The organism is Marinimicrobium alkaliphilum (assembly GCF_003259155.1).
Taxonomy (GTDB): Bacteria; Pseudomonadota; Gammaproteobacteria; order Pseudomonadales; family Cellvibrionaceae; genus Marinimicrobium_A; species Marinimicrobium_A alkaliphilum.
Genome location: NZ_QGMQ01000001.1, coordinates 235,114 through 258,857 on the forward strand (window position 1 = coordinate 235,114; position 23,744 = coordinate 258,857).

General features: G+C 56.6%; 16 protein-coding genes. 8 read left to right on the plus strand and 8 right to left on the minus strand.

Features of this window, described 5'->3' with window-relative positions; translation table 11 throughout:
* Positions 1 to 101: 101 nt before the first annotated feature.
* The 3 genes from fusA to DKW72_RS01165 form a co-directional block, all read right to left on the minus strand.
* Entirely contained in the window at positions 102 to 2,189 is a 2,088-nt protein-coding gene (gene fusA / locus DKW72_RS01155) for an elongation factor G (RefSeq protein ID WP_111640479.1), read from the minus strand.
* A 241-nt stretch (positions 2,190 to 2,430) separates the two neighbouring features.
* Positions 2,431 to 2,925, minus strand: coding sequence for an MOSC domain-containing protein (locus DKW72_RS01160; protein WP_111640480.1), 495 nt, complete (start codon positions 2,923 to 2,925; stop codon positions 2,431 to 2,433).
* 50 nt (positions 2,926 to 2,975) lie between these two features.
* Positions 2,976 to 3,734 carry a hypothetical protein gene (locus tag DKW72_RS01165; protein WP_111640481.1) on the minus strand — a complete coding sequence of 253 codons (759 nt, stop codon included), beginning with the start codon at positions 3,732 to 3,734 and terminating at the stop codon, positions 2,976 to 2,978.
* Between the two features lie 59 nt (positions 3,735 to 3,793).
* Here DKW72_RS01165 and DKW72_RS01170 point away from each other — a divergent pair, with 59 nt between their 5' ends.
* Positions 3,794 to 4,306: a HipA domain-containing protein gene (locus DKW72_RS01170; protein WP_111640482.1), complete on the plus strand. Its 513-nt coding sequence runs from the start codon at positions 3,794 to 3,796 to the stop codon at positions 4,304 to 4,306.
* A 119-nt stretch (positions 4,307 to 4,425) separates the two neighbouring features.
* Here the strand turns inward: DKW72_RS01170 and DKW72_RS01175 are convergent, their stop codons facing one another.
* From DKW72_RS01175 to DKW72_RS01185, 3 genes are all read right to left on the minus strand, one after another.
* Positions 4,426 to 7,917 (minus strand): P-loop NTPase fold protein, encoded by a 3,492-nt coding sequence (locus tag DKW72_RS01175; protein ID WP_157960355.1) that lies wholly within the window; start codon positions 7,915 to 7,917, stop codon positions 4,426 to 4,428.
* A 217-nt stretch (positions 7,918 to 8,134) separates the two neighbouring features.
* Entirely contained in the window at positions 8,135 to 9,382 is a 1,248-nt protein-coding gene (locus DKW72_RS01180) for a ribonucleotide-diphosphate reductase subunit beta (protein ID WP_111640484.1), read from the minus strand.
* 62 nt (positions 9,383 to 9,444) lie between these two features.
* Positions 9,445 to 12,372, minus strand: coding sequence for a ribonucleoside-diphosphate reductase subunit alpha (locus tag DKW72_RS01185; protein WP_111640485.1), 2,928 nt, complete (start codon positions 12,370 to 12,372; stop codon positions 9,445 to 9,447).
* Between the two features lie 337 nt (positions 12,373 to 12,709).
* Here DKW72_RS01185 and DKW72_RS01190 point away from each other — a divergent pair, with 337 nt between their 5' ends.
* The 4 genes from DKW72_RS01190 to DKW72_RS01205 all read left to right on the plus strand — a co-directional run bounded on the left by DKW72_RS01190 (position 12,710) and on the right by DKW72_RS01205 (position 16,414).
* Positions 12,710 to 13,621: an AEC family transporter gene (locus tag DKW72_RS01190; RefSeq protein ID WP_111640486.1), complete on the plus strand. Its 912-nt coding sequence runs from the start codon at positions 12,710 to 12,712 to the stop codon at positions 13,619 to 13,621.
* A 40-nt stretch (positions 13,622 to 13,661) separates the two neighbouring features.
* Positions 13,662 to 14,522: a formyltetrahydrofolate deformylase gene (gene purU, locus DKW72_RS01195; protein WP_111640487.1), complete on the plus strand. Its 861-nt coding sequence runs from the start codon at positions 13,662 to 13,664 to the stop codon at positions 14,520 to 14,522.
* A gap of 80 nt (positions 14,523 to 14,602) precedes the next feature.
* Entirely contained in the window at positions 14,603 to 15,202 is a 600-nt protein-coding gene (locus DKW72_RS01200; protein ID WP_232522269.1) for a TetR/AcrR family transcriptional regulator, read from the plus strand.
* Between the two features lie 165 nt (positions 15,203 to 15,367).
* Positions 15,368 to 16,414 (plus strand): lipid A deacylase LpxR family protein, encoded by a 1,047-nt coding sequence (locus DKW72_RS01205; RefSeq protein WP_111640489.1) that lies wholly within the window; start codon positions 15,368 to 15,370, stop codon positions 16,412 to 16,414.
* 41 nt (positions 16,415 to 16,455) lie between these two features.
* Here DKW72_RS01205 and DKW72_RS01210 read toward each other — a convergent pair whose 3' ends face one another.
* On the minus strand, positions 16,456 to 18,075 hold the full coding sequence (locus DKW72_RS01210; protein WP_111640490.1) for a methyl-accepting chemotaxis protein: 1,620 nt from the start codon (positions 18,073 to 18,075) through the stop codon (positions 16,456 to 16,458).
* 351 nt (positions 18,076 to 18,426) lie between these two features.
* Here DKW72_RS01210 and DKW72_RS01215 point away from each other — a divergent pair, with 351 nt between their 5' ends.
* Entirely contained in the window at positions 18,427 to 18,840 is a 414-nt protein-coding gene (locus DKW72_RS01215) for a hypothetical protein (protein WP_111640491.1), read from the plus strand.
* Between the two features lie 88 nt (positions 18,841 to 18,928).
* On the opposite strand, the gene DKW72_RS01220 is transcribed toward DKW72_RS01215, so the two are convergent.
* Positions 18,929 to 20,296 (minus strand): hypothetical protein, encoded by a 1,368-nt coding sequence (locus DKW72_RS01220; protein WP_157960356.1) that lies wholly within the window; start codon positions 20,294 to 20,296, stop codon positions 18,929 to 18,931.
* Positions 20,297 to 20,588: 292 nt separating this feature from the next.
* Here DKW72_RS01220 and DKW72_RS01230 point away from each other — a divergent pair, with 292 nt between their 5' ends.
* Both DKW72_RS01230 and DKW72_RS01235 read left to right on the plus strand, forming a co-directional pair.
* Entirely contained in the window at positions 20,589 to 21,299 is a 711-nt protein-coding gene (locus DKW72_RS01230; protein ID WP_232522270.1) for an ABC transporter ATP-binding protein, read from the plus strand.
* A gap of 6 nt (positions 21,300 to 21,305) precedes the next feature.
* A complete protein-coding gene (locus DKW72_RS01235; RefSeq protein WP_111640493.1) occupies positions 21,306 to 23,666 on the plus strand; it encodes an ABC transporter permease in 2,361 nt (786 codons plus the stop codon).
* Positions 23,667 to 23,744 lie beyond the last annotated feature (78 nt).

The following is a 23,744-nucleotide window of genomic DNA, read 5'->3' on the forward strand; positions in this document are numbered from 1 at the left end:
TTTGAGGCTCCCATCGATCGTGACCCCACCGATCGCATCGAGCCCAAAAAAAAGCCCCACCAGCTTTCGCTGGCGGGGCTCCGAGTGACACCAGTCCGGGGTTACTTTTCGGCGGCGATCTTCTCTTTTTCTTTGGCGATCACGGTCTCGGCCACGTTGGCCGGGCAGCCAGCGTAGTGTGAGAACTCCATGGAGAACTGACCGCGGCCAGAGGTCATGGTGCGCAGGGTGCTGATGTAACCGAACATTTCTGAAAGCGGTACATCGGCTTTAATGCGAACGCCGGTAGCGCCTGGCTCCTGACCGGAGATCATGCCGCGACGACGGTTCAGGTCACCAATAACATCACCCACGTGATCTTCCGGGCTGTACACGTCCACCTTCATGATTGGCTCAAGCATCTGCGGGCCGGCCTTGGGCATGGACTGCCGGAAGGCGCCTTTGGCGGCGATTTCGAATGCGATCGCCGAAGAGTCAACGGCATGGGAAGCACCGTCTGTCAGCTCGACAACCACGTCCAACACCGGGAAGCCGGCCAGAGGGCCAGTGCCCATCATGGACTTGAAGCCTTTCTCGATGGCTGGGAAGAATTCCTTGGGAACGTTGCCGCCCACAACCGAGGAGGTAAAGGTAAAGCCGGTGTTCGGCTCGCCGGGCTTGATGGTGTAGTCGATCTTACCGTACTGACCGGAACCACCAGACTGCTTTTTGTGGGTGTAGCTGTCCTGGATCTCTTGGGTGATGGTTTCGCGGTAGGCCACCTGCGGCTGGCCGACAGTCAGCTCAACCCCGTAGGTGCGCTTGAGGATATCCACTTTAATATCCAGGTGCAGCTCGCCCATGCCTTTGAGGATGGTCTCACCCGAGTCGATATCGGTCTCAACGCGGAAGGTGGGGTCTTCGGCGACCATCTTGCCGATGGCGATACCCATCTTCTCGGTGGCGCTCTTGTCTTTCGGGAACACCGAGATGGAGATTACAGGCTCCGGGAACACCATGGCTTCCAGGGTGCAGGGGTGCTTGGGATCACAAAGGGTATGACCGGTCTGCACGCTTTTCATACCCACGATGGCGATAATGTCGCCCGCGGTGGCGAAAGACAGCTCATTACGCTCGTTGGCCTGCATCTCAACCATCCGGCCCACACGCTCGGTTTTGCCGGTGAAGGAGTTGAGGATGGTGTCGCCTTTGTTCAGCTTGCCGGAGTAGATGCGCACGAAGGTCAGGGCGCCGAAACGGTCGTCCATAATCTTGAACGCCAGGGCGCGGAAGGGCTCGTCGGGGGACACGATGGCGTGTTTGCCGGTCGGGTTACCTTCTTCGTCGGTCAGCGGCTGCGGGTTCACTTCCTGCGGCGCGGGCAGGTAGTCGACAACGGCGTCCAGCAGCAGCTGCATACCTTTGTTTTTGAAGGCCGAACCACAGTAGGTGGGGAAGAAAGCCAGCTCCAGGGTGCCCTTGCGGATGCAGCGCTTAATGTCGTCTTCGCTGACTTCCTCGCCTTCCATGTAGGCCATCATCAGGTCGTCGTCCATCTCGACGGCGTTTTCAATCAGCTGGTCGCGGTACATCTCGACGTCATCAACCATATCGGCCGGTACATCGGTGACGGTGTAGTTTTCCGGCAGGCCAGTCTCATCCCAGACGTAGGCTTTGCGGGTCAGCAGGTCCACTACGCCCGAGAAGGTGTCTTCGCGGCCGATGGGCAGGGTCATGATCAGCGGCTTGGCGCCCAAAACCTTTTTTACCTGATCGGTGACGCGCAGGAAGTCCGCACCGATGCGGTCCAGCTTGTTGACGAAAATCAGTCGCGACACCTTGGAGTCGTTCGCATAACGCCAGTTGGTCTCGGACTGGGGCTCCACGCCGCCAGAGCCGCAGAACACGCCGATACCGCCGTCAAGTACCTTCAACGAACGGTAAACCTCCACGGTAAAGTCAACGTGCCCGGGGGTGTCGATGACGTTGAAGCGGTGCCCTTTCCAGAAGCAGCTGACGGCGGCCGACTGGATGGTGATGCCGCGCTCGGCTTCCTGGTCCATGAAGTCGGTGGTGGATTCACCCTCGTGCACTTCGCCGAGCTTGTGAATTCTACCCGTCAGCTTAAGGATACGCTCCGTGGTAGTGGTTTTGCCGGCGTCTACGTGGGCGAAGATGCCGATGTTGCGGTAAAGGGATAGATCAGTCATAGCGCTCTCTAAAGCTGGGTTGAACACGGGGGTGAAAATAGGCTGCGAATATACTGGAAACTGGGGAATTTTGCTCGTTAAAAATGACGAATTTTCGACCAGCGGCCTAGTTTTGCCTCCTCAGACCGCCAATTCTGGTTAAGTTGAGCAGGGATGGGGGCAAACACCCTCGTCTCAGACGAAACAGTCTATTCCATCCAGCGCCATGTGAATCAGCAGGCCCAGGCCAATCAGCCTGGTTTTAGGCCAGGCGCACCACCTTGTCTCCCACCGTCATACGGCCATTTTGAATGATCCGCGCACAGAGGCCCCCATAACCAAACATCGCCGCTGCGCCACCGGGACCCAGCGCTTCGTTCATACGGGAGCAGGGGTGACAGAGGGCGGTGGTTTCCAGCACCGCTTCGCCAACCTGCAAGCGCTGATGGCGCAGGAGGTTGATATTCATTCCAGAAATCACCAGATTGCGCCGCAATAGCGCCGGGTCGATACTGGAATGGCCGGTATAACGACAGATCGATTCGATAAATTCGCGGCTGATGAGTGTCACCTGGCGAGCGGAGCCAGGCGTTTTGGTCATGCGATGATCCCCCTCCAGCCCCTGGTCCTCTACCGCCCAGGCGCTGCCTACCACCTGAACAGCGCCTCGCCTTTCACTGCGTAAGCCGATCCATTCAAGCCGGCCCTCCGGGAGGCTTTGGCACAGCTTGTCGAGCAGGCGGGCTTGGGCTTTCATGCGGTAGTTTCCTATGGGTGTCCAGGTATCCAGATTTACGACTGTTACGGCTAGCGGCGGTCCAGTGTTCTTTGCATAGAGCGTAGCATGCTCTCTCCCTCGGTTAACTGCCCTTTACAGCGGGTTGGTAACTCCCAGCTGGTTGTTCCGTGCGTGTCGCCTGCGCTACGCATGCATCTGCCATTGCCCAGGTCCATCCAGGTTTCGCCGGAGGCATCCTGCCAACTGGAGAGGTCGGGCCTTTCGGTGTTACGCAGGCGCTCGCGCCTTGCGCGGGCGTCGCTGATCTGGTTCCTGAGGCCCGGATGAAACACGTTGCCGGGAGTTGATTCGCTGGTGGCGGGCAGCGGGTGCGGAGAGGTATCCAGAGTGTGAATATCAATCCCGGGTTTATCCGGGGTAGTCTCTTCGGTTGCTGCTGTGCTCTCAGGTCGTGGGGGAGACTCTGGTGTGGTGGGTTCTTCCACCGCTGTGTTCTCTTCAGGGGGTGGGGGGAGCTCTGCCGCGACGGGTTCTTCCGCCGCCGGGGAATCCTGCTCCAGCACAGTCTCTGCTATTGCGGTGTCTGTCACGGCGGTATCGAAAGTGATGCGTAGGCTGGGCTTGGGGGCGACTGCCTTCACATCTATTGGCCGGGGTGCCCATAGTGCCAGCAGGATGGCGTGTCCTACCAGCGAGGCCAGTAAGGTTAACCACAGGGTTCTTCCGGCGCCCTGGGGCGGCGGTTTGTCCTCGCTCAAAGTGCCAGTCTGGGCCAGGGAAGCGAGATGCAGAGGGCAAATATCCCTTACCGGTAGATCTTTATCCATAAAATGATCTGAGTGATGGTCGGGTCTTCACGGACAGACAGGCGCTGTGAAAGTTCCCAATGGCCATCTTTCTCAGCTGCGAAGAGGTGGGCCACATCATCTCAAATGCCACCAATGGCAAGCCGGCGCCTGTTCTGGACATGATCAAGCGGGTGATGCTCGCCTATGAGATGGGCAACGATGACCTGCACCTGAAAAACCTGAGCCTGCACCGCGCAACCGCTGACGCACGCTACAGTTATTACGACCGACTGACCCCGAACTACGACGTGCTCTTCTGTGACAGCTTTGAGCGCCCGAGCCAGGACAGCTTTCTGGGGCTGGACCTGCTGGCCAACGACGACTTTACGGAAAGCTACGAGCGCTTGGGTTTTTATACGCTGGCGGATTTTATTGAGTTGGGGCGTCGGCTGCAGATTCCAGAGCGAGCGGTTAAAAACTTTGCCAGCAAGCTCGTCGCCTTGGAGGATAAGGCGGCCGCCCTGATTCAGAGCAGCTATATACCGGAGGTTATGCGTGAGAGGGTGGAGACTGTGTTGCGGGAGCGGCTTAATGTCGTGAGTCCTGGGTGAGGGGCGCGAAGCGCCCACTCTGGGTTGGGTTCGAGCGAAATCACAAGCTGGACAACCATCAGTCAACGACAGGTTCACTCTGAAACGGTCGTCACCCGAGATTTTTACTATAGCTCGCTCTAATCTTCAAGTTCCTGCTCACCAGTTAATTTTTTAGTTTCACTTATTTCCGTTGTAATTTTAAGCTTTAGAATTTTTCGTAGCTCGTCAACTTTTTTCACGACCTCATCGCTTTGGCTGCCAAATCCAGAGAGGTGGTCAGTTAATTGAGATATCGTATCTGCTCTTGCTTTCTCCACGCAACTCCTCCAATCCGCTGGGCTTTGCTTAATGTATTCTAAAGCGAAATCAATGTCGTACATCAAAAGTTGTATGAGAATCTTAGATATCGATGTTTCTGGATTCTTGACTAACGGGATATCCCTAAATAGGTCTGGGAATGTTGAAATAGCAATGCTGAGTCCGTTCGGCTCCACTGGACGTTTATCTAATCTCTCGAAGACGTCCCTGGAAACTGCCTTTCTGCTGCTGGAGGGAAGTGCGAGCCAAAAAGCTGAATGGTTTTTAGGGTACTCTTTCGGGTCGTCCCTTAACGAAGTTAGCTCGCATACGAAGTCTGTCAATGGGGCCCTTAGTTGATTGGGTGAGATTTTACCTTTGATTTCGTTCGCTCGAGAAAGAAATAGCTTGCGATTGTGGTCCGGTTCGCGAAGTGCATTTTCCCACTCTGAAGCTGTGAGAGACTTTAGGTGATTTTCTACATGATTAATAAGATTTGTCCACGTTCTATCACCTAGTTTGTCAATATCTTCTATCAGCTTGGCATCAATCAATTCGATATTCAGATTGCTCGGTGCTTCGTTGGGTGTGTATTGCCCAGTTTTTATAAGGGTGGAGTCTAAGGTTTCTTGGTCAAACTCGACCTTCAGTACCGAGTAATGGGACGCTAAGGTTTTTAAGTTGATGGCTGGGCAGTTGTCTTTGTTGAAAATATTTTCTAGAACCGCTCTGAACATTGCATGCTTTGGGTTTTCCGAAAATGCCGATATCCATAAGTTGATATTTCCAAGGTTAATGATAATGTCAGAAATACAGCTAATTACTTCGGTCGACAAGTCTCCCTGGTAGCGTTCAATGAACCGTTTTTGTTTTGGTCTAAGGTCGCCAAAAGGTGGTTTGTTGGCGGAAGCTGAAGGCCTTGGGGGATCAGATAGGAAGGAGAACACTGTCAACCAAATCGTATATGCAATGCTTTTCCAGTCTCCTTCGCTATCTGCTTCTGATGCATGCCATCCTAAAATTCCCTCATTTATTAAAAGTCTTAATTTTTTTACTACTTCGTCATCTCTTTGAATGTCTGAGGCGACAAGCGCTAAAGCCTTGAGGTAGGCTTGGCGATCTTCTGAGCCGTTTAATGGTCCGCTTTGAAGTATATTTACAAGCTTGTCAAAAATCTTTGTTTTTTCTGCTTTTTTAAATGCAAATTTAAGCTCGGTCCACGCATAGGAAAAAAGTTTTGGGTGGTCATTACCTAAGTTAGCTAAGCTTTCCGTAAGCTCTGAAGTAACTTTTTCCGATATCTTGGTGATGTCTTGAAAGTGAATATCGATCTCGTTGCAGTCAATGGCCATACCAAGGAGTATCTGAGGGCTGTAAGGGATGCTTAGTTGTTTTGTGCAGGATTGGAAGCACTCGTTGCCATGTTGGTCTCTCACTTCCTTCAATAAACCACCAATAAGTCTTATCCATTGGCGTCCTGACTCAAGAGTTTTCTCTTGGGGGAGGTTGCTGTTTGCCCATGCCGAAACTGTCCGGACTAGACTCGGTAGCAAAGGACTTTGAGTGATAGCTACAAGTTTAAATAACTTTGTGTGCGAATCCCAATTGTCTGGTGTTAGTTGAGTTAGATGAGAAACTGCATCCGAGAAGTGCTTGTTGCAAAGTTCTTTAATTGGTGTCTCTAAAGATAACTCCGCGTAGTTGGATAACGCGGTTTCAAAATCATCAATCGATGAGTTGGCCCAATTCTGGGTATGTTGACTTAATATGCGATCAAGTTGTTGCTTAAAGCCGGGAGCGTGGCTCAGGTTTATGATTCGGCTGCTATCAGGGCTTTTAAATGCTGAAATGATATCCCTTTCTAAAAGTACCTCCAGAGCAATTCTTGGTTCCACATTGTAAGCTAGCGCCGCGAGTTCTCGATCAAGCTCAGGCGTAGAAAAGTGTCTATATCTTGAATCAATTGTTCCAATATTTTGTAAGCATCTTGGATTTCTTTCGATTTTTGATCTATGAAGTAGGAAAATTGTAATTGCTTCGATAGAAATGCTCCCTTGCCACTGGTGCCAAAGCATCCCGGTGTCATTTACCAGTGACTTTATTTGTCTCGGGGTTGGATTTAATGAGTTCTTATTCAGGAATATATCGAACAATTGAAAGGCGCGATATTTTTCACCAGCTGATATCTGGTTGTCCAAGGCTTTATCTAGGCAGTCGGTGAAAAAAGCTTCTACATCAGAGGTGACAGGAGGGGCAACAGATATGATTGCGCTAAAAGTTTTTCTGAAAACGTCTTCATAGACGTAGTCAATAGGTTTTTCTTTCGGATTTTCATTTTCTTTGTTTGACGTGTCTTCAAAAGTGTTGATGATGTATTGGCGATCGTAGGGAACCACGGCTGTTACTATAGATTGGTGTTGCCTTCTTTCTTGGTTGTCTCTTGAGAAGACTGCTCTAACGTTCGACCACACTTCCTGAATATGGCTGGAGGGGAGTCTATCAATGTTGTCAAAAATAAATACGATTCTCTGTTCGTTCGGTTGAGCTAGGGATAGGATCTCTGTGAACAAATCATGGAACTCAAACTTGGTGGGGTCTCCATCTCGTATGGTTTGTGTGACTATGTCTTTGTCAGATTTTCCGATGAATAATGAAAAACTACTGTCGAGTGCCTTTCGGAGGGATTTTTTTTCTTTCCACAGGGTTATAGTTTGAGTTAAGAAGCTTAAGATGACCGCGAATATAATGGTTAGTGCTGCCAGATGACCATGATCTACAAGGATGGTAAACAAAAAAGGGATTTGTTCCCTTTCTGTTGGCTCGTTTAAATGTAGACTTGCTGAGAAAGGGCTGAGCCAAAGAGCAATAAATGGCAGCATGAATAGTGCTGTCATAAAAATATAGCCAAAAATAGAAAACTGACGCTCGCTCTTAGTGTCGACTTCTTTTGTTTTTCCCTGGATTTTCTTTTTCAGTCGCTCTGCTTCTTTGTGATGGATAAAGGGGGTTGACCAACAGAGAAACTCCTCTAGAAATGCTCTTCTAAAATCTACGCTTTGGTTCGTCCATAGATCGAACGTGAAGAACTTAAATTTTGATGGGTATGATTTTTCTAGCTCCTTCTCTGCCATGGCTACTACTGTAGTTTTCCCGCTTCCCCAAGCTCCCTCCAGCCCTATCGAGCGGTTGTCATTTGAGAACTTTAAAATAGCATTGGCAAGTGATCTAGCTGAGCGTTCATGCCCTTTTCCTGTAAACACATCCTCGTGAGACGCGTCATCCGACAGGAACTCAAAAGTAGTATTTTCTGTGTGATCGTCAGTTTTCTGCATTGCTAAATACCTGCGCATCCAATATTTTGGATATTCCGTTTATCATCATTGGCCTTCGTCCTTTCTGTGTGGTTTGGCGGCGGGCGTCCAATGCTAGGGAGAACAGCGAGCAAAATTCACTCGGGAAGGGCGCCACTAAAGTGGTCCATTTTGGTGCGGGACGGCCGTCCTTGGCCAGTATTTCGGGATTGTTTTTGGTGGTTAACGGAGCCGGAAATTAATCCCAGTTCAACGCACCCCCTGTCTGATACTCAATCACGCGCGTTTCAAAGAAGTTTTTCTCTTTGCGCAAGTCCATGATTTCGCTCATCCAGGGGAAGGGGTTCTTGGCGCCCGGGTACTGCTCTTTCAGGCCGAGCTGCGCGAGGCGGCGGTTGGCGATGAAGTGCAGGTACTCTTCCATCATGGCGGCGTTCATGCCCAGTACGCCGCGGGGCATGGTGTCGCGGGCGTAGGCGATTTCCAGTTCGGTGCCTTCCAGGATCATCTGGGTGGCTTCCTTCTGGAACTCTGGGGTCCACAGGTGCGGGTTTTCCAGTTTGATCTGGTTGATGACATCGATGCCGAAGTTCAGGTGCATGGACTCGTCGCGCAGGATGTACTGGAACTGTTCCGCGACGCCGGTCATTTTGTTGCGCCGGCCCATGGACAGGATCTGGCTGAAGCCACAGTAGAAGAAGATGCCTTCGGTGACGGCGTAGAAGGCGATCAGGTTGCGCAGCAGCTCCTGGTCGGTTTCCGGGGTGCCGGTGTTGAAGGTGGGGTCGCCCAGGGTCTGGGTGTGCTTCAGGCTCCAGGCGGCTTTGTTGGCGACGCTGGGCAGTTCGCGGTACATGTTGAAGACTTCCGCTTCGTCCATGCCCAGTGACTCGATGCAGTACTGGTAGGCGTGGGTGTGAATGGCTTCTTCAAAGGCCTGACGCAGGATGTACTGGCGGCACTCGGGGTTGGTGATCAGCCGGTAGATGGCCAGCACCAGGTTGTTGGCGACCAGGGAGTCGGCGGTGGAGAAGTAGCCGAGGTTGCGCATGACGATGCGACGCTCGTCGTCGGTCAGGCCGTCGCGGCTTTTCCACAGGGCGATGTCCGCGGTCATGTTGACCTCTTGGGGCATCCAGTGGTTGGCGCAGCCGTCCTGGTATTTCTGCCAGGCCCAATCGTATTTGAAGGGCACGAGCTGGTTGAGGTCGGCGCGGCAGTTGATCATGCGCTTGTCGTCGACTTCGATACGGGCGGCGCCCATTTCCAGCTCTTCCAGGCCCGGTGCCGGGTCCAGGTGTTCCAGTGACTCGCGCGCAGCTTTGACCGCGTCGCTCACGGGGCCGGAATCGCTGGCGCTGGCAGCGGTGTTGTAGCTCGGCGCCGCTTGCTCTTTCACGGCCGGCTCGGGCTCTTTATAGGCCGCCGGTGCCGGTTTGCTTTGTGCGGGGGCTTCGTCTTGGTGGAATTCATCCCAACTTAACATAGTGCCTATCCTTTCAATCAGTTGATGTGTTGCGTGTCGTCGAATCAGGGCGAATGCCTGCCTTATTGGCAGGCCTCGCAATCCGGATCATCCAGCGAGCAGGCTTTGGGTACCGGTGCCGCCGAAGCGCTGGCGGCACTGCCGTTGGCGCCGTTGCTGGCACTCGCAGCGCTTGCGCCGCCCGTAGCGCCCGAGGACACGGCGTTGAGCGAGCCGGTGTCGATGGTGGACTTCTCGGTGCTGGTGGCGGCCAGCGCACGCAGGTAATAGGTGGTCTTCAGGCCGCGGTACCAGGCCATGCGGTAAGTGATGTCCAGTTTCTTGCCGTTGGCGCCCGCGATATAGAGGTTCAGGCTCTGGGCCTGATCGAGCCATTTCTGGCGGCGACTGGCGGCATCGACAATCCACTTGGGTTCGACTTCAAAGGCGGTGGCGTACTGGGCCTTGATGTCGTCCGGGATACGGTCGATTTTCTGGACCGAACCTTCGTAGTATTTCAGGTCGTTGACCATGACGTTGTCCCACAGGCCGCGGGCTTTGAGGTCGCGTACCAGGTAGGGGTTGACCACGGTGAACTCGCCCGACAGGTTCGATTTCACGTACAGGTTCTGGTACGTGGGCTCGATCGACTGGCTCACGCCGGTGATGTTGGCGATGGTGGCGGTCGGGGCGATGGCCATGACGTTGGAGTTGCGCATGCCCTGGGTCTTGACGGTTTCCCGCAGGGTGTCCCAGTCCAGGGTGCGGCTGCGATCGACTTCGATAAACTTGTCGCCGCGCTCGCGGGTCAGGTTGTCGATGGAGTCGATGGGCAGAATGCCCTGGCTCCACAATGAGCCGTCGAAGCTTTTGTAGCAGCCGCGCTCTTTGGCCAGCTCGCTCGACGCCTGAATCGCGTAGTAGCTGATCGCCTCCATGGAGGTATCCGCAAACTGCACCGCTTCGTCCGAGCCGTAGGCAATGCGCTGGCGATAGAGCGCATCCTGGAAGCCCATCAGGCCCAGGCCGATCGGGCGGTGACGGAAGTTGGAGTTGCGCGCGCTGTCCACCGAGTAGTAGTTGATGTCGATGACGTTATCGAGCATGCGAATCGCGGTCTTGACGGTTTGCGCGAGCTTGTCCTGATCCAGTTTGCCATCGATCACGTGTTGGGCCAGGTTCACTGAACCCAGGTTACACACGGCGATTTCTTCATTGGCCTTGGTGTTCAGGGTGATCTCGGTGCACAGGTTGGACGAGTGCACCACACCGACGTGCTGCTGCGGGCTGCGCAGGTTGCAGGCGTCTTTAAAGGTGATCCAGGGGTGGCCGGTTTCAAACAGCATGCCCAGCATCTTGCGCCACAGGTCCAGTGCACGCACTTTTTTGTACAGCTTGAGCGTGCCGTCTGCGATCTGTTGCTCGTATTCCTCGTAACGCTTTTCGAAGGCGCTGCCGAACAGGTCGTGCAGGTCCGGGGCGTCGGCGGGCGAGAACAGGGTCCATTCCTTGTCTTCAAACACGCGCTTCATAAACAGGTCGGGCACCCAGTTGGCGGTGTTCATATCGTGGGTGCGGCGACGGTCGTCACCGGTGTTTTTACGCAGCTCCAGGAACTCTTCGATGTCCAGGTGCCAGGTTTCCAGGTAGGCACACACAGCACCTTTGCGCTTGCCGCCCTGGTTGACCGCCACGGCGGTATCGTTGGCCACCTTGAGGAAGGGGACCACGCCCTGGGAGCGGCCGTTGGTGCCTTTGATATAGGAGCCGAGTGAGCGCACGGGGGTCCAGTCGTTACCCAGGCCGCCAGCGAATTTGCTCAGCATGGCGTTGTCCTGAATGGCACCGTAGATGCCGTGCAGATCGTCGGGCACAGTGGTCAGGTAGCAGGACGAGAGCTGCGGGCGCAGGGTGCCGGCGTTGAACAGGGTCGGGGTGGAGCTCATGTAGTCGAACGAGCTCAGCAGGCGATAGAACTCGATGGCGCGCTCTTCGCGGTTCTCTTCTTCAATTGCCAGGCCCATGGCCACGCGCATGTAGAAAATCTGCGGTAGCTCGATGCGCACATCGTTGCTGTGAATAAAGTAGCGGTCATACAGGGTCTGCAGGCCCAGGTAGGTGAACTGCAGGTCGCGTTCGGCGAGCAGGGCTTTGCCCAGCTTTTCCAGGTCAAAGTTGAGCAGCTCCGGGTTCAGCAGCTCCAGTTCCACACCCTTTTGGACGTAGACCGGCAGGGCCTGGGCATAGTAGGTGTGCATGTCACCCCAGGTGGCGGACTCGGCCACACCCAGGAAGGTCAGGGCTTCGGCGCGCAGCTTGTCCAGCAGCAGGCGGGCGGTTACGTAGGAGTAGTTGGGCTCTTTTTCCACCAGGGTGCGGGCGGTCATCACCAGGGAGGTGTTGACGTCGCTCAGGTTGACGCCGTCGTAGAGGTTGCGCATGGCTTCGTCGAGGATGGCTTTTTCGCTCACTTCCTCCAGGCCGGCACAGGCTTCGCTGACGATGGTGCGCAGGCGGGCGATATCCAGCGGTGCGCGGCTGCCGTCGTCCAGGGTCACGCTCATACTCGGGTAGTCCGGGTCGATGGCCGGGGTTACCGGGGCTTTTTCGGCCCGCAGGCGAGCGTGCTCTTCACGGTAGAGGACGTAGTCGCGGGCGATCTTCTGCTCGCCCGCGCGCATCAGCGCCAGCTCTACCTGATCCTGAATTTCTTCGATGTGAATCGTGCCGCCCGAGGGCATACGGCGCTTGAAGATGGCGCTGATTTGGGCGGTCAGTTCCTTGACCCGCTCATGCACGCGGCTGGAGGCCGCTGCGGTGCCACCCTCAACCGCCAGAAAGGCCTTGGTCACTGCGACAGCGATCTTGCTGTCGTCGTAGGACACAACTTGGCCATTACGTTTGATGACCCGCAGTTGGCCGGGGGCGGTAGCCTTCAAACTGGCGTTGCCGGGGGCGGGGCTGGCGGGCTGCTGTGCGGGGGTGGATTGGGTGTCGGTTTCGGTGTGCATGTGCGTTCTCCGGGCTTGCGCTTCCTGGTGACAAAAACCCTATATATGGGGGTAATTTTTGAATGTGCTACAAGATAATGCGGTTTTGCTTCAAAATCAAGATGGTGAGGTTGGGGACAGGCTGTGGATAAAGTGTGTGTTTCAGGCCTCGGCGGGTGGTCGTCCCAGGCGCACGCGGCGCCCGGCGCGGGCTAGCGCCCGATAGGGTGTGGGTAACTGAATTTTAGACTTTTTAAGCATATTGGACCGCGGGGGATATTCCTTTAGAGATAGCCCTTTCTTTTTGTCAGACAAATGGGTCTATAATGGCAGCACACTCAAATTATAAGCTCTGCCCATGTTCGCCGAACTCTTTGCTGTCATAGCGCCGATTCTGTTCTGTACCGCCATCGGATTTGGCTGGGCCAAGACCGGTACGCTGTATCCGGCGGACTTTGTTTCGCGCCTGGTGATGTACATTGGTACGCCCTGCCTGATCATCTCGGTGATGTCCCGGGTGGATGTCGCACCCGAGGTGATGGGCGGCGTGGCCCTGGCCTTTGCTCTGGCCCTGGTGCTGATGCTGGTGCTCGGCGGCCTGTTGATCCGGGTTCTGGGTCTGCCCCAATCGGGCTATCTGCCTTCGCTGATCCTGCCGAACAACGGCAATATGGGGTTGCCGGTGTGCCTGTTTGCCTTTGGCCAGACGGGCCTGGCTCTGGGTCTGGCGGCCTTTCTGGTGATGATGCTGTGTACGTTTACCCTCGGTATCCTGCTGGTCTCGCGCCGCTCCGGGCGCTGGTACCAGCGGGTCCAGGAGCTTGGCCGCCAGCCGGTGCTGTACGCCATGGTGATCGCCATCTACCTGCTGGTCACCGGTCACTCGATGCCGCGCTGGCTGGGCAATACGGTGGATCTGCTCGGTGACTTCACCATTCCCTTGATGTTGATCACCCTGGGCGTATCCCTGGCCAACTTGAAGGTCGGCGCCTGGCAGCGCAGCCTGCTCTTCAGTGTGGTGCGGGTTTTGGGTGGCATGCTGGTCGGTTGGTTCTCCGGCTGGCTGCTGGGGCTGGAGGGGGTCGCGCTCGGGGTGGTGATCCTGCAATCGGCCATGCCGGTGGCGATTCTCAACTACCTGTTGGCCTTGCAGTACGATCGCCATAAAGAAGAGGTGGCGGCCATGGTGGTGATCTCCACGGCGCTGGCGTTTGTGATTTTGCCGATGATTCTCTATTGGGTGTTGCCTTGGGGGGCCGGCCTCCAGTAGGCTTTGCGCTCTATTGTCTTAATCGCGGGAAGCCCCATTGATGGCCGGTGTCAAAGAAATCGTACTTACTTTCAGTTGTCAGGATTCCAAGGGACTGGTGGCCGCCGTCGCCACGCTTTTTGCTACGCTGGGATTCAATATCAAGGAGTCCTCCCAGTTTGAGGACGTGGACCGCAAGCGCTTTTTTATGCGCACCGTGTTTGAGTGCCCACCGGGATACACCCTGCCGCAAATCCAATCCCTGTTTCAGCCGCTGGGCGAACAGTACCAGATGCAGTGGGACATTTTTGATGTCGACTGCAAGCCGCGGGTGCTGATTGCCGTATCCCAATGGGGCCACTGCCTGAACAGTCTGCTCAACAGCTGGAAAAACGGCACCCTGCCCATCGATATTGTCGGGGTGGTGTCCAACCACGAAGTGATGCGCGATCTCACGGAATGGTATGAGTTGCCGTTTCACTACCTGCCGATCACCAAAGACAACAAGCCCGAGCAGGAAGCCCGGATCTGGCAGATGGTGGAGGACAGAAAGGCCGACTGCCTGGTGCTGGCGCGTTATATGCAAATCCTGTCGGACGATCTGTGCCAGAAGCTCAATGGCCGCGCCATCAATATCCATCACTCCTTCTTGCCCGGCTTTAAAGGCGCCAAGCCCTATCATCAGGCCTATGACCGCGGCGTGAAGTTGATTGGCGCCACTGCCCACTACGTCACTGCAGATCTGGACGAAGGGCCGATTATCGAACAGGCCGTAGAGCGGGTATCCCACGTCAATTCACCGGAGCAGATGGCCGAGATTGGCCGGGATATCGAAGCGGTGGTCCTCAATCGGGCCCTGCGCTGGCACGCCGAGCACCGGGTGCTGCTCAATGGCAATAAGACGGTGGTGTTTTCGCGCTAAGGCGTTGGAAAATCTATCGGGTTGATAGAAAAGCACCATAGCCTTCCCGTTGCATTATCAGACGACCGGTCATATATTAGATGGCAATGACGAAACGCGAACAGAAAAAAGACCTGCTACTGGATACCGGCTTGGCCGTAATGGCCGTTCACGGCTACAACGGTACCAGTATCAAGGACATTGTCGACGCCGCTGAGGTGCCGAAGGGGTCTTTCTATACCTACTTCAAAAGCAAGGAAGATTTTGCGCTGGCGGCGCTTGAGCGCGCTACCGAGGCGCGGGAGCAGGAGAGCCGTATCCTGTTGCAGGACCGGGACATTCCGCCATTGGAGCGCCTGGTCCGGTATTTTCGGGATTATTCAGGTTCTTGCGATAGCGGTGTAACCGGCGGCTGCTTTATTGGCAATATGTGTCAGGAAATGTCGGATTCCAGCGAGCTGATTCGCCTGAAGGTCCGCCAGCTGCTGCGCAACAATACCCATGCCATTGAAGATGTGCTGGAGGAGGCCCGGCTCGACGGCAGCCTTTCCAGCCCAATGTCTTCCGCGGTATTGGCCGAGTTTCTGTTCAACGCCTGGGAAGGTACGGTCATGCGAATGAAGGCGTCGCGGTGCCGTGAGCCCCTGGATGCGTTTCTTTCGCTGTTACCGGTCGTGGTGGGGCAGACCCGCGACGACTGATACTACCCGGTTCACTGGCAATCTTTCTCGTCCCATAACCACAATAACGCTCGAACCCTGACCATTGGCCGAAGGCCGATCAGGCATGGGTTTGCCTCGAGTTGAGATCACATTGAAGACGACTGGTCATCTATTTATGGCTAATCAGCAGAAGAGTGTGGGGAAATGGACTATTTTATTAAAAGACGACCGGTCACTTATTTGGTGGCTTTAATCCTGTTGCTGTCTGCCCATGGGGTTCTCGCCGAGCCGGAGCGCGCCAGTTGGGCGCTCGCGATGGACAATGACATTCTCGCGCTGGGCGGCAAGGATCAGGACTATACCTACGGTTTTAACTTTACCTATACCGGCCTCGCCGCCAAGCGGGGCTGGTATTCACTGGATGCGCCGCTGGGCTGGATTGACTCGGTGCTGGGCGTTGAGGGTCTGTCCTCCCAGGGCGTGAGTAAGCACAGCATTGAGGTCGGCATGTTCGGGTTTACCCCCAACGATATTGAGGCCGCCGACCCCCTGCCGGGAGATCGCCCTTACGCCAGTCTCGTGTACTGGTCCAATGCCCGGGAACAGCTCGATGCTCGTCAAGGCGTCGCCTGGAAGAGCACATTGGCCGTGGGTGTCCTGGGGTTGGATCTGGTCGGCCAGGTGCAAAACGAGTCGCACGCGCTCTTTGACAGCACGCCGGTGCGGGGTTGGTCCCATCAAGTGAGTAACGGCGGTGAGCCGACAGCGCGCTATACCCTGGCCCGGCAACAGCACGTGGCCACTGTATTGAACAATCTGGAGGTCAAGAGCACGGTTCAGGGCTCGGTGGGCTATCTGACGGAGGCCAGTTGGAGCCTGTCGGTGCGCGGCGGCCGCTACCACACGGCCTGGTCTTCATTTAATCCCGAGCTGGTCAGTTACGGTGAAAAATCGTCTTACACCAACAGCAGCCTGTCGGTAGACGAGCACTATTTTTGGGGCGGCGTGTCCGTCAAAGCGCGTGCTTACAATGCGTTTTTGCAGGGTCAGTTCCGGGACAGCACCGTCACCCTCGACCGGGACGAGCTGCGCACGCTGCTGGTGGAGGCCTGGCTGGGATACACAGTCGCCTTCTCTCAGGGCTACCGGGTCAGTTACGTGTTGCGGGGGCACAGCTCTGAAATCAGACAAGGGGAGGGCGACAGAAACCTGCTCTGGGGCGGTCTGATTCTTTCGCGCTCGTTTCGTTAAAAGCGCCACCGGCTGTGGCGAGACAGCCGGTGGCGATGCCATCAGTGAGTTGCCTGGCCTCTTCTGGACTGATTGCGCTCACGTAGGCGTTTCACCAAGCCGCCGACCCCGCCGATATGAGTTCTCAATTCAGACAGCGCGTGCTGTGCTTCCTGCACCCGGGCCTTGGCGTTCTCGCCCAGCCCGTGAATACTCGCGATCCTGTTGTTGATTTCCGAAGATGAGTCGCGCTGTTGGCTGGCCGCTGCTGCGGTGTTGTCACACAGGTGTCGAATCTCCTCGATAAACGCGAGTATCTCTCCGAGCATCTGGGCCGACTCGGTGGCATTTTCCTGGGTGACCTTGGAGTGCTCACCGCACCGTTCCATGCTCTGCGTGGCCGAGACGATCGACTTGTCAAAGTTACTGACCAGCGCTTCAATCGTTTTGGTGGATTCGGCCGTGCGCAGCGCCAGCTGTCGGACTTCGTCCGCCACCACAGCAAACCCCCTGCCGGCCTCGCCCGCCCGCGCGGCTTCAATCGACGCATTGAGGGCAAGCAGGTTGGTCTGATCAGTAATGTCGCTAATCACTTGTAGGGCGACATTGACCTGCTTGCCGGCGTCGGCCAGGCGACTGACGTTATCGGCGGCACTGTCCAGCTCCGCCGTCAACTGGTCCATGCTGTTGTTGGTGTCAGTGGTAAATTTCTTACCTGCGCTGATCTGTTCGTGGGCGTGCTTGACCCGGTGTAACATCTGCTCGGCGTTGCCGGAGACGGTTTCGGCACTGGACGACGTCTGCTGACTGGCAGTGGCGATACTGCCGGTTTGTTCGGACTGTTTGTGTACAGCGTCGTGGGCTTGCTGGCCGTGGCCCATGGTCAATTCCGCACCCCGGTTGAGACTGTGCAGAATATCGTCAATGCGCTTGACCACTGCATCCAACTCGGCCCGTTGCTGTGTAAGTGCCAGGTCCAGGCTCCCTATATCATCGGTTCGGCCTGTAAAGATCTTTTCCGCCAGAGTGTCGTTGACTACGGAGCGCGCTTGTTTGACCAGCCGCATTAGCGGGTTGATCTGCAGGCAAAGCGCGGCCAGGGCGAGCGCGCCGATGGCGGCACTGGCCAGCAACTGGGCCAGCAATGACTGCGTGCTGATTAGCGCCAATGCCTGCGCGCCCAGCGCCACAATGAGTAGCAGACAAAGCTGTACTCTAAGCGACGGGCTGCGCGCGAGCTTGTACGCTGGAGGCTCGCCGTTACGGGGCTCATTTTTCTGTAGCCCTGTGTAGAGCGCCTCGGCACGGGCTTGCGCCTCCGGGGTCAGTTGGCTACGTACGGACTGAAACTCCTTGATCTGGCCCTGTTCGTCCATGACCGGAATGGCATAGGCCTGAACCCAATAATGGTCGCCATTTTTACAGCGGTTTTTAACCGCGCCCAACCAGGAACGGCCAGACTTGAGACGTTGCCACATCTCTTTAAAGGCTGCTCGGGGCATATCCGGATGACGGATAATATTGTGGTGTTGACCGACCAGTTCGTCGGCATCGAAGCCGCTGATGTGAACAAACTCCTCATTGATGTAGGTAATCTGCCCCTTGGCGTCGGTGGTAGACAGAATATTGGCGGTATGGGAGACCGGCACATTCCGCTGTGTAACTGGTGAATTGACCCGCATGGTATGTCCTCGCTGCTCTGGCCAAGCCCGACGGTGAGGTCGGGGTGTTTTGGGGCGTTGGAGTGGAGGCCGCGCGCGGGGCGCCGGCAGATAACGCTGGTACCCAAAACTGGCGCATATTAATTCGTTATTCTTGACGCTTTTATAACAATTGTCGCTAATGATTAGATAGCTGAGCGCTATTGAGTGTGGGAAATTATTGATTTATATCAATTTTTGGCATTCTGTTTTTCTTGTTCTATCTCAAAATGGGTAGGGAGTTCCGGGTGCTAATCGGTGTGTAGCAGGGACTGGCCAGGATCTGTCTCTGACTATACTGAAGAGAGCATCCATACAAATAGGGGAGGACGAATGTACAAGCTGACGTTCACTGGCGACCTGGTCACCGGCTTTCAGCGGAAGGAGACCATCGAGAACCTTGCCGAGCTGCTGGGTATCGGCACCGATGAGGTGCAGCAGCGTTTTTTCTCCGACACGCCAGTGGAGTTCAAGCGTGTGGAGTCCGAGGATGAGGCCACCCGCTGGCGTGAAGACTTTGCCGACGCTGGTGCTTTGCTGATCGTGTCGCCCGTCGATGAAGACATTCCGGGTGGCTCCTACTACGCCGGCGCCGACCCGGCCAATACTGTGGTGGAAGAGCCGACGATTGCTTCGGTGACTGCCCGCCTGCCGGCTGTGCGCCGACGCAATCAGGCGCTTATGGGGTTGGGGGTGTTGGCGGCTGTGCTGATACTGGTCGGTGTGATTTTTGCCTATCTGTTTTAGTCCCGGTCTCTGAGCACAAAAAAACCGGCGGGTTTCCCCACCGGTTTTCAGGTCGTGACGTCCTTGAGCAGGACGCCGTAGTTCGCGTTTACTCTTCTTCAGTGGCCGCTTCCCAGCGGATGTTCCCCACCTGGAAGACGACGCCCGCCTGCTCGTTGAACTCCGGGAAGATCACAAACGGTGCGGTGACTGAGGACAGGCTCAGGCCGGTGTCGGTGTAATCGGACAGCGGGATACGGATGGTGTGCCAGCCGTCGCCCTCGGGAACCGGAACGCTGAGGTCATCGGAGCCACCGCCGTCGTGATCGGCTTTGATCCGGAAGCCGGTGCTCAGGTCAGCGGCATTGACAACCTTGAGCTCAAACACCACATCGCCGCCTTCAAAGCTGCTCAGGTTCTGTGCCGGGCCGACGATGTATGCGCCGGACACCGTGGCCTCTGCGCCATAGGTGAACTGGAAAACATTGGTTGTCAGCTCACCGTCAAACAGCGTTTCGATCTCGACGTTGCCGTTGAAGACACCCAGCTCGTTATAGCTGGTGGTCAGGTCACCCATAAAGATATCCAGGGTTTCCACGTCCACCGCGGGGGGCGGCTCAACCGCTTCCAGAGCACAGTCCTCGGCTTCGCAGACGTACTGGATGTTGTTCAGGTGAACCAGCGCGGTACCGCCGGCGGCTTCCAGAACAAAGGCGTTGATAATGCGCTCGAGGTTGGCCGAGCCCGCTTCGATGGTGTTGTCGACAAAGTCAGCGACGGGAAGGCTCACGGAGACCCATTCACCGGTTTCCGGGGTTTCCAGCGTGTATTCGCTGACGTTGGGCCAGCCGCTGTCGAGCTTCACGATCAGGCTGGTTTCGGCGTCGATGGCATCGACGTAGATGTCGAATTGCACTTCGCCTTCTGTCTGCATGGCGGGGGTCATCATCAGGCCTTCGTTAAAAGGCGTTCCGGCCACACCCAGGAACACGTTACCGGCGCTGGTGCCATTGAACTGAACCTCCCAGACGGTTTGGCCTTCGGAGCCTGTGCCCTCGGCATTGGAGGCAACGCTACCGTCGTCGGGAAAGAGGCCGGGGGTCAAAACACCGGAGGCTTCTTCACCGTCTACCATCAGGGTCAGCGTACCCAGACCGTCAGCGTAAAAGGACCAGGATTGCGGTTCAGTCGGGCCTTCGTCATCGTCATCATCACCGTTGCCGTTGCCGTTGCCGTTGCCGTTGCCGTTAGCGTCGCCATTGCCATTGCCGTTGGTGTCGCCGTTCCCGTTGCCATTGGTGTCGCCGTTTCCGTTCCCGTTGGTGTCACCGTTTCCATTTCCGTTGCCGTTGGTATCGCCGTTACCATTACCATTGGCGGCAGGGGGAGGGGTGTCGCTGCTGGAGCTGCTGCCGCAACCGGCGAGTGAAAGCGAGATCACGCTCAACAGCATGACGAGTAGTTTGAATTTGGTCATAAGTGCCTCTTTTGTTATTTAGCGAGCTTATTCAACGTTTTATCAGGACTACCAAAGCTGGCAGCTTTTTTGAGCTTGGGCGCAGGAGGCATTTCTGTCGTCCCACTTTTCGGTCCTGCCCTAAAGTGCCCCTCACCACTTTTCTCAAAAAGGTGGGACACACCCGGTTTCGGCGGGCTGTAGCAGGACCGTGGGGTATTGTTTGATCTGTCGCAATGGCGCGTTGAGTCAGAGCGCGCTATGGTTGCAAGCGGGCTCAGGGGGCTTGTGGGCAAGGATAGGGAGTCGGTCAGTGACCAAAGAAACCGTTTTTTCCACTCGGAATCTGACCCGGGTGTTTCGCATGGGCGAAGTAGAAATCCACGCTTTGCGGGGCGTGGATATGGATCTTTATGCCGGCGAATTCGTGGTGTTGCTGGGCGCCTCGGGCAGCGGTAAATCCACGCTGCTGAATATCCTCGGCGGCCTGGATGCCGGCACCAGCGGCGAGGTGCGCTACCGGGACCTGGATCTGAGCCGGGCCAATGAGCGCCGCCTGACCGAGTTTCGTCGCCATCACGTGGGCTTTGTGTTCCAGTTCTACAACCTGATTCCCAGCCTGACGGCGCGGGAAAACGTCGCCATTGTCACCGAGATTGCCCGCGATCCCATGACGCCCGAGGAGGCCCTGGCGCTGGTGGGGCTGGAGCAGCGCCTGGATCACTTTCCCGCCCAGTTGTCTGGCGGTGAGCAGCAGCGGGTGGCCATTGCCCGGGCCATCGCCAAGCGTCCGGATGTGCTCTTGTGTGACGAGCCCACCGGCGCCCTGGATTCCAAAACCGGCATCAAGGTGCTGCAGGTTTTGCAGGACATCAATCGACGTTTGGGCACCACCACGGCGGTGATTACCCACAATGCGGTGATCGCCGAGATGGCCGACCGCACCCTGCGTCTGAGCGACGGGCGGGTGAGTGAGGTGATCGACAACCCCAACCCGGTCGCCCCCGACCGGCTGCACTGGTAAGCCGGCGTGCGGGCGCTCACCCTCAAGTTATTGCGCAACCTCTGGCAGCTCAAGGGCCAGGGGGCCGCCATTGCCACGGTGATTGCGATCGGTGTGGCCATGTATGTGATGTCCTTTACGTCTCTGGAGTCCCTGCGCGCCAGTCAGCACAGCGTCTATCAGAACCAGCGCTTTGCCCATGTGTTTGCTCACCTCAAACGCGCGCCTGAATCGATGGCCGAGCGGCTGCGGGACATTCCCGGCGTGGCCACCCTGGAGACCCGGGTGCAGGCGCCCATCAATATCCAGATGCCGGACTTTGACGAGCCCATCACGGGTATGGCGTTGTCGATTCCCGACGGCCGGCAGCCCCAGCTCAACCGTCTGTATCTGCGCGCCGGGCAATTGCCCGAGGCGGGCCGGGATGAGCAGATACTGGTGAGCGAAGCCTTTGCAGACGCTCACCAACTGCAACCGGGTGATCGCCTGGCGGTGGTGGTCAACGGTCGCTATCAGCGGCTATTGATCAGCGGCATTGCGCTGTCCCCGGAGTTTATCTACCAGATTCGTCCCGGCGAGATCATGCCGGACTTTGCCCGCTACGGCATTGTCTGGCTCAATCGCAACGCCCTGGAGGCGGCCTTCAATATGGACGGCGCCTTCAACAGTGCGGTGTTGAGTCTGTCGCCCGGTTACAGCGCCGGGGGGGTGATAGCGGCGCTGGATCAGTTGCTCGAGCCCTGGGGCGGCACCGGCGCCTACAGCCGGGACGATCAGTTGTCGCACCGCTACCTGGAGGAGGAACTGACCCAGCTGGAAACCATGGCGCTGTTTCTGCCGTTGATTTTTATCGGGGTATCGGCGTTTTTGCTCAATGTGGTGGCCGCGCGCCTGATTCGCACCCAGCGCGAGCAGATTGCGGTGCTCAAGGCCTTTGGGTATTCCAGCTTTACCGTGGCGGCTCACTATTGTTTGTTGGTGTTGGCGATTGTACTGGTGGGGTCAGTGATCGGCGTGGCGCTGGGGGCCTGGATGGCCAGCGGCCTGGCGACCTTGTATCAGGACTTTTTCCGCTTCCCCTGGCTGGAGTTTCAGTTGCGTCCTGCCGTGGCGCTGACCGCCATTGTCATTGCCGGCGGCGCGACCCTGTTGGGAACCCTGAACGCTGTGCTGCGGGCCCTGCGCCTGCCGCCGGCGGAGGCCATGCGCCCGGAGCCGCCCGCGCGCTTTCGCAAAACCCTGATTGAGCGCCTGGGGATCGGCTGGTTGAGTCAGCCGGCGCGTATCATCCTGCGCAACCTGGAGCGCCAACCCTGGAAGGCGGGCTTTTCCGTGCTCGGGATTGCTCTGGCGGTGGCCATGGTGATGCTCACCAGTTTTACCCGCGGCTCGGTGGCCTACATGATGGACGTGCAGTTTCGCCTGGCCCAAAAACAGGATGTCACCGTCAATTATATTGAGCCGGCGGCGAGTCGCACGCTTTACGAACTGCGCGCATTGCCTGGCGTCACCTACGCTGAAAGTTTTCGCTCGGCGCCGGCGATTTTACGTTACGGCCACCGGGAGTATCGCGGCGCGCTCCAGGGGTTTGATCCCGACAGCCGACTCTTTTCCGTGCTCGACGACCAACTGCGCCCCATTGCCATACCCAAAGAAGGGGTCTTGCTGACCGATCATCTGGCGCGCATGCTTGGCATTGGCGCGGGCGATCAGCTGCAGGTAAATATTCAGGAAGGCCGGCGTCCGGAATTGATGATTCCGGTGGTGGGGCTGGTGACCGAGTTTGTCGGTGTGGGGGCCTACATGCACCGGGATACCCTGACCCGTCTGTTGGGCGAGGGCGACACCATCAGCGGGGCATTTCTGGCGGTGGATAGCGAGTATCAGCTTGAACTCAACCGCCGTCTGGAGCAGGTGCCGCGTATTGCCGGCGTCAATTTGCGGGATAATATGCTCGAGGCTTTTAACCAGACCATGGATGAAACCATTCTGGTATTTACGCTATTCAGTTTGGTGATGGCCGGTGCCATTGCCTTTGCGGTGGTCTACAACAATGCCCGCATCGCCTTTGCCGAGCGCGCCCGGGAATTGGCCAGCTTGCGGGTGCTGGGTTTTACCCGGCGGGAGACCGGTTGGATTCTGTTGGGTGAGTTGCTGCTGCTGACGCTGGTGGCCTTACCGGTGGGCTTTCTGTTGGGCTATGGTTTGTGCGCGCTCCTGGCGTGGGGGATGCAGACGGATCTGTATCGGGTTCCCTTGGTGATTACGCCGCAGACCTATGTGTTGGCAGCGGGCGTGGTGTTGGTGGCGACCTTGTTGTCGGCGGTGGTAATCGGGAAGTCGTTGGCGCGGTTGGATATGGTGCGGGCGCTGAAGGCGGCGGATTAGATGGGATTCGCATCGAGCTTCAGGCCGGAATGTAAACCGCCGCCCAAGCGGGCGGCGGTAGTCGGATCAAGCTTCTAG